Below are 13,620 nucleotides of genomic sequence, written 5' to 3'. Positions count from 1 at the left end.
TACTTATAAAGCATTCAACGCATCAATCGTAGCAGCATTATCAATATGCGTATACAAAGTCGTGGTAGTAGTATTAGTATGCCCTAATTGCTGAGCTGTAAGAACAAGTGAATTAGTTTGTTTATATAACCTTGTGGCTAAGGTATGGCGTAGTTTATGAGGACTAACTTGTACTTTGAATTCTTTTGAATATTTCGCTACCATACGCTCAATTGCTATTCCTGTCATTCTTTTTGACTCTCCTTTATAAGTAGTCAAAAACATGGCTTTCTCGTTGTCAGGAGCCTTATAGCGACTACTACGAATAGCCAGATAGTTTGCCAAGTACTCCATAGCAAAGGCTGCTATATTGACCGCATCTCTTTTATTTCCTTTTCTGATTACCACAACTTTATTCTTATCTAAAGACAGATCCTCTACATTTATATTTACTACTTCAGATAACCGTAATCCAGAGCCTAAGATCAATGCATTGATAGCAAGATCTCGCTCAACATCTCGTAAGTAATAGGAGAGAGCCTTAGGACTCAAAGAATCCTTGTATTCAAACTCAATGTAATCTAAATAATTTTGAGTATCTTCATCTAAAAATAGTTGTTTTTCGATTGAATTTGCTCGAGCTGCAAGTGTCGTTCTGTCTGTTATTGTCGCAACATGTTCCATAGGGTTAGTATTGAGATAGGGCACACCATTAGGATTATTGGAACTAGAGGAGAGATACTTGAATAAAACCTTCAAGGCAGTAATATTTCGATTGATCGTTGCAACAGACAATCCTAAATTATTACTATCTTGCAAATAGTGTTTCGTAGATACTTTTTTTATATTCTCTTTAGAACGTCGTTTTAGATATGATTTATATAAATTTAATTCATAAGGAGTCAATTCTCTCAATGAATGAATAGAAGTATCTGCTACAACAGCTTCACTAATTAACCATTGAAAAAATAATTTATAATTTTTCAAATATTCTAGTGTAGTTTGTGGGGATTGATCTTGGTCGTCACGAGCCTGTACAAAATCTTTTATATAATTTGGCATATGACTTAATAATTCATCGATTTTTTTATATGCGTCTTTATAATTCATTAAAATCAACCTTTCTTTACAAGTAGGGGAGGGAATCGCTATAATTGGACTATACCAATTATAGCGGGGTATGTCAACAAATAGAGTGCCTTTTACGAAAAATAAATTTTGTATCACTAACTATATAGAAAGACTCATCTTTCTATATAGTTAGTGATAAGAGAGTACGGTTGATTTAATATCAACAAGCGTATATACAAATAAAAAAAGGAGGAGAGAGAAGACTATAGCAATTGAAGAAAGAAAATTCAAAAAAGTGGGGAATTCAGTAGTAGTATTAACAATTTCAAAGGAGTTTCTTAAAGAAAATGGGTTACATCCTGGAGATACATTTTTTTAGATTTTTAGATAAGAAAAAATTCAAGCAGCAATGCAAAAAACAAATCTTAATTGAAGATGGATGTATTAATATCTCAAGCATCAACAGAGTACGATCCTGCCTTTCAAGAGCTTGGTGATAAATGATTATTCACTTTTTTCATCAAAGTGGTAATGATAATTCGTCTATTATCTATTAATTGTTTTTTTTAGTAGATATGGTATAATTGTTTTAACGAAAAGGTAATTCATGATACACCAAAAACCACTAGCTGGCGGGCTAGTGGTTTTCTTTTACGTTCTATTCAGATTAACGGGTAGGCTTACTGTCTTTTTTGGCAATAATTTTGCAATCAAGCCATTTACAGATGTAATGCGCGGTTACTTCTGTTACGATTGCAAAAAACATATCGAAAAGGTAATTCATAATACAACCTCCTCCCCTTGCCAGAATAGGCCGGGGTAGCAGACAGCATAAATATTATACCATAACTGAAAATCTCATTTTAGTACATTTCTATATATATATTGATAAACCATCACAATAAAACATACCATGAGTAAAAGAAAAACTTCTTATTAAACTCAATATAACTTATAAAACATCCAATTGTATAGAAAACGGTAATTTTCTATACAATTAAAAAGGTTAAATTAATTACTAAAAAACTATATTATAAGCTTTATGCTATAATTTTAGAAAACACATTAGGAGATGTATTCTATGTTTTTATGGCCTATAGCCCTACAATATTTCATATATACAATTTGTATATTACTCATCGATCATCAAATAATACATAAATCTCTTTTTCTAATTGTTACTTGTTTAAATGCTATCCTATTAAGTTTCTTGTACCCAATATTTGGTATTTTTTCTACACTAATAGCAATTTTTATGTTAGCTATGATATTCCATTTTTTATCTTCATCACATCGACAATTAGTTTATGCTTTAACTTTGGGATTATTATCTTCTCTGCTAGGAGATCATCTAGCAAGTATAGGAGACTTTATAGTACTTGGTTCTTCCGTGATCGAACCCGGAGACGCCTCGCAGTACTTTCATATTGCACTTTCAGCTCTTTTGTCTTTTATCCTTGCTTATAGTTTTAGAAAAGCCCTTGATAATTGGTCTTATGCAATTGATTACCAAATAATCGGTACAATCGGTGTATTTATTCTTTCAACTTATTATATTATTATCTTATATACTCGTTTTTCGGGAGGAAATCCGGAAGTACTTGCGTTAAATACTACTTTTTTTATTCTATATTTATGTATTGGTTTAATTATTTTTATTTATTATTGGAAAATTTCAAATGCAAAAATGGAAGAACAACTATTGGAGCAACGTATCCAGCTACAACAAGATTATATAAGAGATATTGAGAAAAATTATCAAGAACTTAGGGAATTCAAACATGACTATCAGAATCTATTATTTTCGATGAATAGTTATATTATTGAAGGGGATCTGGAAGGGCTAAAAAAATATTACGATCAAAATATATTGCCTACACGTGAGATAATGAATCTTTCCCCAGCAAATCTTAGTTTATTGGATAAAATAAATGTACCGGAAATAAGAAGTGTATTGTCATTAAAATTAATGATGGCAATAGAGAAAGGTATCTCTCTACAGATAACCATACCTGAAGAAGTCAAAATTGATTCCAAGCATGCGGTCAATTTAGTTCGTATACTTGGTATTGTCTTAGATAACGCAACAGAAGGAGCTGCTGTGACAAAAAAGAAAAAAATCGAATTGTTAATTTTAAAGAAAAAGAATTCGTTAGTTATTCGAATAGTTAATACAACTATCAATACACTGCCACTTAACCAATTAAAACAAAAGGGTTTTTCTACGAAGAGCAATCCTAAAAATGAAGGCCTAGGTCTGCATATCCTGGATGAGTTGGCAAAAACGAACCCTTATCTATTGATTGAAACTTCAATTGAAAATCAGCGTTTTTCTCAAACAATTTATATACAAACACATTAAAAGGAGCTTTTTAATGATTCCAATATATATATGTGAAGATGATCCGAAACAACTGGAGTTGATAACTACTGTCATAAAGAATCGAATCATGATCGAAAACTTAGGCTGCTATATCCATTTCGTCACTTCAAATTCCCAAGATTTACTCACAAGTGTTCAAATAAATACATCTCCTTTCGGTATTTATTTTTTAGATATCGAATTAAAAGACAGTGAATTGAATGGGATTGAACTCGGTAAAAAAATTCGTGATCTTGATCCATCTGGTAAAATAATTTATGTCACTTCCTATACTGATCTTTCGTTGATTATTTTAAAAAATAATATTGAACCTACTGATTATATTATCAAGGAAGATATTTTACATTTAAAAGATAATATCGAACGTATTTTAAGCAAGCTATTTAAAGATCTTCAAATAGCTCCTTTAGAAAAAGAGATGTTTAAAATCGAATTCAACGATGAAATCAAATTTTTACCTGTTAAAGATATCCAATACTTTTCTACTTCTCCTGGTGTACCTCATAAATTAGAGGTACATCTCCCTTATAGTCAATTACAGTTCTATGGCAACATAAAAGAGATTGAAGATAGAAACCATCACTTTATTCGTTGCCATAAATCATTTGTAGTAAATACCCAGAATATTCAAATGATTAATAAAAAGATACGGGAAGTCACTTTAGAAAATGGGGACATTATTCCAGTATCCATTCGTGGTCTGAAAAAACTAATTACTTGAAAATTAAATTTAAGTGGCTATTTATATAAAATACCACACAAACTGAAGTTATCATTCAGTCTGTGTGGTATTAGTAATTTCAACAAAAGATACTCTACTCAACAAAAAATTTTATTATTTAGAGACTAATGTTGGTATATTCCACGTGAATTATTGCGAATTAATTCAAAAAATAAATTGAATAATTTAATATAGTAGCAAATATTACCCATAGATAGTAGGGAATCATCAATAGCACGGCGTTACGCCTATTCACCCACAATTGATAGAGTAAAATCGTTAAGAAAATTAAAAGTAAACTGATATCAATAGCTGCAATAAAACTATTCTTTAAATTAAAGAATAGTATCGTCCATAAAAAATTACAAACAAACTGAATCGTAAATAAGATTAATAATTTGCCTTTCATTTTTGTAGAAGGCAGATTTATTATTAAATACAACGCGCCCCCCATCATAATATATAGGAGGGTCCACATCGGTCCGAATATCCAGCTAGGCGGTGCAAATGGTGGTAATTGTAAAGAATAGTAATAGTCTCCTGGGTTGCCACTAAAAATACTTGATAAAAATCCTAACCCAACGATTCCTACAAGACATAACCATAAACGATAATCTTTTAAATAATTCATGTTTGAGAAATTCCTTTCTATTATTTAATCACTTTCTATCAACTTTTTTACATCATCTTATCTTTATCGAGTAGAAATTCCAGCAGTTTAAATGATATGTTTTTCTTTTAACCTATTTACACTATTTTCTTTATTTCCTTCCTTTAAGAAAATTATAATATGAATATAAAAGGATAAACTATTTTTTTCATAAAGTGTTCTTTTTAGAGCATAATCGTATCTTACTCAAAATTTCATTCATTAAATATGAATTATCCTACTAAGTAAAAATTATATATATTAATAATTTATGTAAGTTCAAACTTGATCCTTCTAAAAAAACTAAAACGAGTTTCCCTGAATTTACTCCTATACAAAGAAAGGAAAGAGAACGATTCTCTTTCCTTTAATTACCAGGAACTGCACTTAATTCCCATGTCAGCGTTGTCGAATAACTAGTTGCTTCTGGATTCGTTCCTCTCGGTACATAGAGACCGACACTTTTATTTGCCGTTTGTTGATTCCCTAAACGATAGATCCATGTTCCCGTCCCAGATTCTTCATCTGCTTGTAACAAGATTTTTTTTGTATTTGGTATGATTCTTTGAGTAGTTTCTTCTTGTAACGTAGGCGCCATTCCACCTTGTGCAGTCACTAATTCTTGATTGAATAACTGTATTTCAGAGCCAATTAATTCATGTCCGCTTTCATTACGGAATTGTTCATTTTGAGTAACTGATAACTGCCAACCACTGCGTTCATTGCCGGCACGACGATCACTGATCTGCACAAAGTTTGGTCTTTCCTCGCTTTCATTCACTGTTCCATCTTCATTTAATAATCGTTGCGGTTGTGCATAATACGTTTGATCACTAACAGATATTTTTTGCGTATCAAAGTTAAATTGAGACACAAAATCTAGACTCAAACGTCCTTGATCTTCTGGTATTTCAGGCTTATTCTCTGGGGCAATTTCCGTTTCAGGATCTAATGGGTCCACTGGTGCCACCACAATTTTTTCCTCTACAATTGTACTAGCAGTATCATTTTTTCCATTTAAAAAAGCATAGGCTGTCACGGTATTCCCAGCAGTAAACCGTCGATCTTCCGGTAATTCATAGCGATAATCTCCATTCTCATCTGCCGTTGTATGATACTTTTCACTTTCAGAAATATCAGGTGAAGTAATAGAGCCTGAAGGAATCGCTGGATCGCCTGAGAAGCGGATCACACTATTAGGATTCGCCTTTCCAGTAATCGTATGAGAATTCAATTCATTCGGATCTTCTGTTAACGGATCAATTGTGACTTCGACATCTGGAATTTTTTCAAATAAAATCCGTTGGACATTTTGCGTAGTGAAATATTGCTTAAAACTATCTGCCGTTTCTTGTGAAATCGAAGAAACAGTCTCAATACGAGGAACTACTCCTGTATAGCGTAGATTCAAATTAAAGATCGGAGTCCATGAATGATCGGGTGTCGCTTCAAAATTCCCTCTTGCCCATTGTTTCAGTGATTGGACATCGATATCTAATAACCCGGTGCTTCCTGCGATATTAATCAATCCGTTGGCGGTCGACGTTCCGGCGATCGTTCCAGTTCGTTCTAGATTGACTTCTTGAGCATCAGAAAATTCAAAGGTTGAACCCGCAGAAGCGAAGTACATCAAATTTTGAGCGTTTGAAGTACTGTCACTTTTTATATTCAAGGTAGCATCTTTGCCGATGGATACCGTCGCATTCCCATTAACATGTACAATATTTGATGGTGAGGCAGCCATTTCAGTGGCAACAATATTCAATATACTCCCACTTTCTACTAGTAGATTGCTTCCTGCCGCCATCCAAATAATATTATATAGAGCCCCATTGGCATTCGCCTTTGTTCCTTTAGAATCGATGGTAAGAACACCTTTTTCTTTTATTCTGAGCGATGAGTTCGCAGTACGTAAAGAAATTGCTGATCTTAGATTTTGTGGTACTAAGTTCAGCTTTGCACCCTCATCTATTTCAACACTGCCTCTTCGAACGAGTAAACTTGTTCCATCAGCTTCGCCAGCATTTCCTTTTGATACAGCATTTAAAGATGAATTTTTTTCCATTCTAAAGTTGTTATTGGGGTGTACTACTCCTCCTAAATCTAAATTACCTGCGCTAATTGTTTCTAATTCAACCTCAGCATCTTCAACTATCGTTAAATTTGAAGCATAGATATTCGTTTGATCTAGTGCATTGATGCGCCACGTACCAAAAGAGGAAGTATACTCTGATACTTGTTTACTACTTGATTTACCTGAGATTTTAATACTACTGTAAGGTGAATGAATCAGTTGATTTCCGTAGTTCGTAATATTATGGTAAGTGATCTGACTAGCAGTTTGATTCGTAACGTTCAAATCATTGAAAGTCAACGGTCCATAATAGTTTCCGTGGTATATCTCTAAATCTTTTAACGCGATATTCCAAGGAGTTGAAGAATTAGCCGTAATATTGTTAAAACATAAAGTGATTGCGCGAAAATCAATTTGATGGCCATTTCCTTCGACCGTTAGATTTCTAGAGATATTAGCTACATTAAGATAAACAAATGCTGTTCCACCATTAGGGTTATTCGTTCCACCTGTCGTAATATCCGTTAGATTGAGTCGAGGATTATCTGGTGTTTGGAAATCAGAAATAACATTAATCGTTGTTATTGACGGATCTACAAATGCACGGATGAACTCTTCCCAATTCGCCACATCTTGGACACTTGCTTCTTTTGTTGACCGAGCGCTTTCTGTTACTTGTTCTGGATCATTTTGCGAAGTATCTGTGGGTGATGATTTTTCATCACTTGATACACTCGCTTCTTCTTCGACTGTTGATTCTTCGGTCTTCGCTATTTCTTTTTCTTCCGAGGAAGTGACTCCTTGTTCACTTGTTTCTTGGCTCTCCTCTGCTTGAATGTTAAGCGTTATTTTTGATTCTCCGACAGCTATCTCATATGCTCCTGCTTTTTCTACAACTAGTGGAATGGAAAAGGTCATTTGTGGAGAATTCGTCCGTACTTGCCACTGGTTTCCTTCTATATTATTGAACTTACTATCAGCAGATTGCTTGTCTTCTACGATACTGACTCCCTCTGGGAGATTCAACACAAACTCGGAAACATTTTGACTGGAACGTACGACTAATTGAAACTGTTTATTTGCTATAGGTGGCTCTTGATTTTCTTCGAATGAGAAAATAGGCGCCTTTGTTTCTGTTGTACTGGTCAGTGGATTTATCAATTCTGATTCTCTCGATAGTTCCACAGAATTCTCAATGGCAGACACAGGAATACTCGTTGAAATCACTGGGAAAAAGAGCGAAGGAAAACAAAGAAGACTAACACTTGCCATGACCAAGACCTTTTTAATTTTCATCTCGCTGGTCCTCCTTATTTTTAGCTCTTTGCTTCTTAATAAGTAACCAAACAATAATCAACAACAAGAAAAGAATCAGGATGACCGCGGCAACGAGCCACCAATTGATACTCGTATCAATCGTGACATCTTGCTGATTCAATGCTCGGGCTTCATCTGCTTCAATAGTAAATTTCCGTTCCCATTGCCATTCCTCTTCTCCTGAACGTGCCATCATTTTCAACAGATACTCGCCACTTCGAAAGCGATCACCTTCTAAAGAGATTGGAAAGTTGAAATTAGAATTAGGTGCCATTTGCATCTGTTCTTGCTTGGCTCGATAGAGAATATCGTTCTCCCCCTCTTTTTGCACCGTTGCTTCTACTTCTAAGTGATTGACAAAGGTAGGTGTAAAGTTCTGTAAGTTCGCACTGATCACATTGCGATAGTTGAGTTGATCGGCAAAGACATCCAATAAATCTAAATCAGGCTTTACGGCAGAGCGGTCATTACTTGCCACCACTCCTACGACATAGGCAAATTCATTTTTAATCGCCACACCTTCTCCACTTGTTTCTGTTTCCTGTGGCTCTTCGCTCACCTCTGCGATTCTTAAGCCACCCGCTAAAAATCCTGAAAATGCTTCTTTAGGCATATTTAGCGTGACTTTGACAGTCTTCGTTTCGTTTCCGGCCAATTCAATAGGCGTCGGGGGTTCAATTAAGTCTGCTAAAGAATAGGGTAATGTTGGGTCTGCCTTTTCGGCATCTTTACCATATTCCACCACTCCTTGGACATTAGTAAATGCCGTATGAGCCGTGATTTCAATCGTCTTTGCTTGATCATTGGCATTTTGAATTTTCAGTGTCAATTCCTCTGTACTTCCAGGTTCACTGTTAAGGTCGAAGTAACGGCCACTTCCTTCTACTTGACTGTCTGGAAACTCTGGTGTGACATAAAAACTTAAATTTTCTTCTGCAGAAACAAGAATTGGAGAGTACAAAAACGATAACATAATAAGTAATAGCCCCCCCCATTGAAACCTCCTCTTTATTTGATATGTCGTACTTTTTATCATCAAACACACTCCTTCGATGTTTCATTCAAAAAAGCAGCGCTACACATTATGTAACGCTACTTTAGTCATGTGCGACTTACGCCCTAATCCTTCATTAGATACATAAATCTATTAGGCCCCTACATCGCTACCTGGTGTAGTCGTTAATTCCCATGTCAATGTTGAGGTATAAGTGGTCGCGTCTTTGGCTGACGCGCCAGGTACAGATAATTGAATGGCATTGTTTGTCACAGGCGCACTTGCATTTGCCTCAACTTGGGCATCTAAGTCTGCTTGATTTCCCCAAACAACAGATGAGCGTCCCGCTCCTTTGTTTGATTCAGCGGTCATAACTGAAACAGCACCACTATTAGGCACCAATTCCAAATTATTTGCATGTGCAGCTGGAGCTAACTCTTGATTATTCCCCGTGTATTGAATTTGTGGATCCTTTAAAGTAACTTTGGCTCCTCGCAAGATAGCATTTTGCGTATTTTCCGCTTGAAAGTCACTTAGACTGACTTTCAAATCCCAACCTGCATTGCTTCCTCTAGTATCAGAAACTTGTGCAAAACTGACATAAGGAACTTTATTCTCATCACCAGTCGTTCCGGTCTTCTGTTGTCTTTCTGCAATAATATTGTACGTTTGATCTTGATTTGAAATCACTTGTGAACCAAAATTCATTGTCGCAGCCTTTACAATTGACAAAGGACCCGTGGTTCCAGGAACTTCTGGTTCAATCTCTACATCCGGTTCTTCTACTGGTGGAACAACGATTTCTGGTTCGTCTGTACTAGGTGTAAATTCGATATTTCCGTTGGTCGTCACTTGACGAGTCTCGTCGGCAAACACAGAAGCCGCTCCTCCGGCGAAAATAGTAGTTGATAATGCTGCAATGGTTGCTAATCTAACGAATTTCATATATTTAAATCCTACTTTCTTTGTTTATTTTTTCTTTTTGTTTTTTCCAAAACCAAAAGCTAAGTGTGACTACGGTGATCAGAAGCCCCAACATTTTCAAAATATTCATATGATTCTCATTCGTTTGCGGTAATCTTTTGTGCCTACTCTTTCTCACTTCTAATGGTGATTGAGCGATTTCTTTGGGAAAAATTGTTTTTACCTCAACTTCGGGTGCGGGCTCTGGCAGTCCAGGTGTTTCATATACCCCAGTGAAACCAATTGTTCCTTCAGTTTCCACCGAACGTACTTCTGTCCCATAAACACCTAGTGGTGCATACACTTGAATGAGTAAGATCCCTATACTTAGAATGTATCGTTTTTTGTGTTTCATATCCCTCCCCCTATAACTTTTGTTAGATATCTCAAAAATCTTCGTTTTTAAGGAGACGACAAAAAAAGACATCCGATCGCATCAGATGTCTTGAAAAAGTGATTAAATTAGGTTTTGTTATTTATATATAAATAACAAATTAAAATTACTAAAAACGAAGATTTTTGAGAAATAAAATCAATCCAATAGCTATTATATATTGATTTCACTTATATTATACTATACCAGAAATATTTTTAAAAATAAAGTGATATATTTATTTGGTCACTAAATAGATACTTGCCATGAGCATTAACTCTATTAAGAAAGATTCCTCTCTTGTTTTAAATAGCGATAAAAAGTTGATTGTTTAATCCCAGTTTTTTTACAAACTTCTGAGACAGATAATCCTTTTATAAGATGTAATGAGAGTGATTCTTGAAGAACCTCTTGATTTACTTTTGGCCGTCCACCAACCTTACCTCTTGCTCGTGCAGAGTTTAATCCTTCAAGGGTCCTTTCAACAATAATATCTCGTTCAAATTGACTAAAAGCTTGGAAAACAGTGATCATTAATTTCCCCTGGGGAGTTTGAGTATCAAAATTTTCTTTTATACTGATTATTTTAACTTCTTTTTTCTCAAAAAAATAAACAAGGTTAATTAAATCTTTTGTGCTACGTCCAAACCGTGAGAAGCTCTCAATGACTATTTGATCACCGGACTTTACACGTTTTTTTAGTTTATTTAGTTCAGGACGACTTGCACGGACACCACTAATTTTTTCAGTATAGATTTTTTCACAGTGATAAGTTTCTAATAAATCTAATTGCCGCGAAAGATCTTGTTGTTTAGTTGAAACCCGAGCATAGCCGTAAATTTTTCTAGTCATATAATTCCTCCAATAAGTTATCTAATAAAAAACTCATAATTATCAATAATATATTTATAGAATAGATATGAGTAGAGACAATTATACAATGACTTAACTGTAAAAATTACTACTGTAATAAAAAAACATCTAACGAGTCGCTTATGGATACCGTAACTTTCTAAATTTCCGTAGTATTTTTGCTTGATTCAGAACTTAGTTTAACAAAAACAATTCAGAACAAAAAATAATCAATCGAAGTCTTTCACCATAACCATTACATAAAATACAATACTCTCAAGAGTCGAATAAATCTATTTACTTTTTTTAAAAAATCTACTTACAATCAACCATAGAAGCACAATAAATAGAATAGTCAGTATAGTAACGATATACATAAAATACTTTTCAATGAATTTTTCTTTTTTATAAACAGAGGACTTATTCAATTTCTCGGCTACTTCTGCTTTAATTTTAAAGTTTTTCGCAAATGACCATTTATTTCCTTTTCCATCAGTTAGATTAATATTATAAGTATATTTTCCAGGATTAAATTGCTTATTCCACTCTGTCATAAGATTAAATTTAGAATTGGGAGCAAAACTCAATTGATCTTTTGTTTGTTCAAGAATAGGAGTTTTCTTCTCCTCGTTTTTTATAGATATTTCTGATTTTACGTTTGAGATGATGGTTGGTGTAATGTTTCTTAATTCAAAATTAACATTATTTCTCAAGTTTTCTTGAGAGATTATTACTTCTCCTCCTTCTAATTTTGGAACAATGTCTTTAGCTGTTTCCGCAAGCTGAATTGCTAATGTTCGTGTAAATACATTGTTTACCCCTTCAGATCCCTCTTCTGTAGTGGGTTCTACAGTAATCCCGCCTAGAGCTATGCCTTCAAATGGGATTTATGGAATAGATAGTTTAAGAGAAACTTCTTTTTCACTATTTGCAGGAACGTCAACATATTGTTCCTTTAATGTTAAACAATCTTTTAAAGATAGTTTCAATGACTCATCTTTTTCAAAATCAGTGATAGAGTAATCGATAATTCCTTTTTGATTGGTAGTTGCTGTATTTACATATAGGTTGTATTTCACACTTTCATTAGAGTTATTCTTAATTCTTATTTTGAGCGTTTGTTTTTGATTTGGTGTGACAGTTAATTCAAAATAGCTTAGAACATCAGGATTCTGATTTTCTGTTAATACAGGTACAACAGAGAAATCATTGCTATCAGCTAATGCTAGTTGTTCAAAACTGAAAGTTGAGAAAACAAACATAAGGACTAATGCAAATTTCTTTATTAATATTCTCATCATTTTCTCCTCTGTAATAAAAAGCCTCCTGTTATGGAGGCCCTTTATGATTTATACTTTATTTGGTTCCTGACCCTTCAGCCAAATTCCATACGATAGTCGTTGTATAAGTAGTAGCTAATTGTTTTTCTGGAACTGTTAACTTAGCATTCAGACTAACATTTGTATCAAAGTCTGTTTTCTTAATGTCAGCATCTGCAACTGTTGCAATCATCTGTGGCTGAGAATTTAAATAAGCAGCTGATCCAGGTTTAGCTACTGTGGCATTTGATTCAATCTTTGTTGTAACATTTAATCCCATTCCTTTAAAGTTTTCATCCTTTAATTTAGCTGTTAATGTCCACCCTTTACTACTTGAACCACGTAAGTCTTCAATGGTAATACTTGATTTATCTTTTTCTGTCGCTGTTGTTCCACCTTTTTTTACGGTTACATCATTGAAATTAATATTTTTAGTGTCAGAGATTTTAATCCCTCCAGATTTAACTAATACAGAAGCTGTGGTTTCTTCCGCATGCACTGATTGTCCTAATCCCAATACACCTATTGTTGCTAAACCTACTACTAAACTAATCTTTTTCATTCTTATCTTCTCCTGGGGTGAATGTGATTTGATCCTCGGTTGTCATCTGATGGACTTCGCTTGTTTATTCCGATTCCCCCATCAGCAAAAGCTTGAACGCCTCCAGCTAAAATGGTAGTAGATAATGCAGTAACAGTTTTTAAAAGAAGAAATTTCATGTATAATTTCTTCTTTTGTTTTCTATTTTTTGTATTCTGGGTGTTTCTTCTGACACCGACGATGGCTGCTAGGGTAACGAATAGCGCTCCTATCCGAAGCCAGTGTCATTGGCATGCCGTATTGGTTTGAGGCATTTCTCGGCTATCAGATGGATTGGATGGTGGTGGACTCGGTATTTCTTCTGGTTCATGGAGTACCGTAAAC

At 34.4% G+C, this 13,620-nt stretch carries 12 protein-coding genes; 2 read left to right on the top strand and 10 right to left on the bottom strand.

What is annotated here, in order from left to right; translation table 11 throughout:
- Positions 1–3: 3 nt before the first annotated feature.
- Positions 4–1,089 carry a tyrosine recombinase XerS gene (gene xerS, locus EM4838_RS16100; protein ID WP_071867345.1) on the bottom strand — a complete coding sequence of 362 codons (1,086 nt, stop codon included), beginning with the start codon at positions 1,087–1,089 and terminating at the stop codon, positions 4–6.
- Positions 1,090–2,131: 1,042 nt separating this feature from the next.
- Here xerS and EM4838_RS16090 point away from each other — a divergent pair.
- On the top strand, positions 2,132–3,412 hold the full coding sequence (locus EM4838_RS16090; RefSeq protein ID WP_071867344.1) for a GHKL domain-containing protein: 1,281 nt from the start codon (positions 2,132–2,134) through the stop codon (positions 3,410–3,412).
- Between the two features lie 13 nt (positions 3,413–3,425).
- Complete coding sequence (locus tag EM4838_RS16085; RefSeq protein ID WP_071867343.1) at positions 3,426–4,154, top strand: LytR/AlgR family response regulator transcription factor; 729 nt, start codon at positions 3,426–3,428, stop codon at positions 4,152–4,154.
- A gap of 160 nt (positions 4,155–4,314) precedes the next feature.
- On the opposite strand, the gene EM4838_RS16080 is transcribed toward EM4838_RS16085, so the two are convergent.
- The 9 genes from EM4838_RS16080 to EM4838_RS16040 all read right to left on the bottom strand — a co-directional run bounded on the left by EM4838_RS16080 (position 4,315) and on the right by EM4838_RS16040 (position 13,257).
- Positions 4,315–4,785 carry a TspO/MBR family protein gene (locus EM4838_RS16080; protein ID WP_071867342.1) on the bottom strand — a complete coding sequence of 157 codons (471 nt, stop codon included), beginning with the start codon at positions 4,783–4,785 and terminating at the stop codon, positions 4,315–4,317.
- Positions 4,786–5,170: 385 nt separating this feature from the next.
- Positions 5,171–8,173, bottom strand: coding sequence for a WxL domain-containing protein (locus tag EM4838_RS16075; protein ID WP_071867341.1), 3,003 nt, complete (start codon positions 8,171–8,173; stop codon positions 5,171–5,173).
- Positions 8,163–9,230 carry a WxLIP family cell surface protein gene (locus EM4838_RS16070; protein ID WP_071867340.1) on the bottom strand — a complete coding sequence of 356 codons (1,068 nt, stop codon included), beginning with the start codon at positions 9,228–9,230 and terminating at the stop codon, positions 8,163–8,165. Before EM4838_RS16070 ends, EM4838_RS16075 begins: the two co-directional genes overlap by 11 nt.
- A gap of 111 nt (positions 9,231–9,341) precedes the next feature.
- Positions 9,342–10,133 carry a WxL domain-containing protein gene (locus tag EM4838_RS16065; protein WP_071867339.1) on the bottom strand — a complete coding sequence of 264 codons (792 nt, stop codon included), beginning with the start codon at positions 10,131–10,133 and terminating at the stop codon, positions 9,342–9,344.
- 4 nt (positions 10,134–10,137) lie between these two features.
- On the bottom strand, positions 10,138–10,506 hold the full coding sequence (locus EM4838_RS16060) for an LPXTG cell wall anchor domain-containing protein (protein ID WP_071867338.1): 369 nt from the start codon (positions 10,504–10,506) through the stop codon (positions 10,138–10,140).
- 300 nt (positions 10,507–10,806) lie between these two features.
- Complete coding sequence (locus EM4838_RS16055; protein ID WP_086335701.1) at positions 10,807–11,376, bottom strand: recombinase family protein; 570 nt, start codon at positions 11,374–11,376, stop codon at positions 10,807–10,809.
- 293 nt (positions 11,377–11,669) lie between these two features.
- Positions 11,670–12,233, bottom strand: a complete 564-nt coding sequence (locus EM4838_RS16050) for a DUF3324 domain-containing protein (RefSeq protein ID WP_254905482.1) — start codon at positions 12,231–12,233, stop codon at positions 11,670–11,672.
- Between the two features lie 30 nt (positions 12,234–12,263).
- The gene (locus EM4838_RS16045; protein ID WP_157811381.1) at positions 12,264–12,674 is read right to left on the bottom strand and encodes a DUF916 domain-containing protein; all 411 of its coding nucleotides are present in this window, start codon (positions 12,672–12,674) and stop codon (positions 12,264–12,266) included.
- A gap of 58 nt (positions 12,675–12,732) precedes the next feature.
- Positions 12,733–13,257, bottom strand: a complete 525-nt coding sequence (locus EM4838_RS16040) for a WxL domain-containing protein (protein WP_071868025.1) — start codon at positions 13,255–13,257, stop codon at positions 12,733–12,735.
- Positions 13,258–13,620: the final 363 nt, after the last annotated feature.

Source organism: Enterococcus mundtii (genome assembly GCF_002813755.1).
GTDB classification, from domain to species: domain Bacteria; phylum Bacillota; class Bacilli; order Lactobacillales; family Enterococcaceae; genus Enterococcus_B; species Enterococcus_B mundtii.
The sequence above is the reverse complement of the archived record's forward strand: the minus strand, read 5'-3'. Positions and strand labels throughout refer to the sequence as shown.

What these genes read in the sequence shown, in the direction of transcription:
- EM4838_RS16090 (WP_071867344.1), top strand. Translation starts at nt 2,132, where the DNA reads ATGTTTTTATGGCCTATAGCCCTACAATATTTCATATATACAATTTGT.
- EM4838_RS16065 (WP_071867339.1), bottom strand. Translation starts at nt 10,133, where the DNA reads ATGAAATTCGTTAGATTAGCAACCATTGCAGCATTATCAACTACTATT.
- EM4838_RS16085 (WP_071867343.1), top strand. Translation starts at nt 3,426, where the DNA reads ATGATTCCAATATATATATGTGAAGATGATCCGAAACAACTGGAGTTG.
- EM4838_RS16045 (WP_157811381.1), bottom strand. Translation starts at nt 12,674, where the DNA reads ATGAGAATATTAATAAAGAAATTTGCATTAGTCCTTATGTTTGTTTTC.
- EM4838_RS16075 (WP_071867341.1), bottom strand. Translation starts at nt 8,173, where the DNA reads ATGAAAATTAAAAAGGTCTTGGTCATGGCAAGTGTTAGTCTTCTTTGT.
- EM4838_RS16055 (WP_086335701.1), bottom strand. Translation starts at nt 11,376, where the DNA reads ATGACTAGAAAAATTTACGGCTATGCTCGGGTTTCAACTAAACAACAA.
- xerS (WP_071867345.1), bottom strand. Translation starts at nt 1,089, where the DNA reads ATGAATTATAAAGACGCATATAAAAAAATCGATGAATTATTAAGTCAT.
- EM4838_RS16040 (WP_071868025.1), bottom strand. Translation starts at nt 13,257, where the DNA reads ATGAAAAAGATTAGTTTAGTAGTAGGTTTAGCAACAATAGGTGTATTG.
- EM4838_RS16060 (WP_071867338.1), bottom strand. Translation starts at nt 10,506, where the DNA reads ATGAAACACAAAAAACGATACATTCTAAGTATAGGGATCTTACTCATT.
- EM4838_RS16080 (WP_071867342.1), bottom strand. Translation starts at nt 4,785, where the DNA reads ATGAATTATTTAAAAGATTATCGTTTATGGTTATGTCTTGTAGGAATC.
- EM4838_RS16070 (WP_071867340.1), bottom strand. Translation starts at nt 9,230, where the DNA reads ATGATAAAAAGTACGACATATCAAATAAAGAGGAGGTTTCAATGGGGG.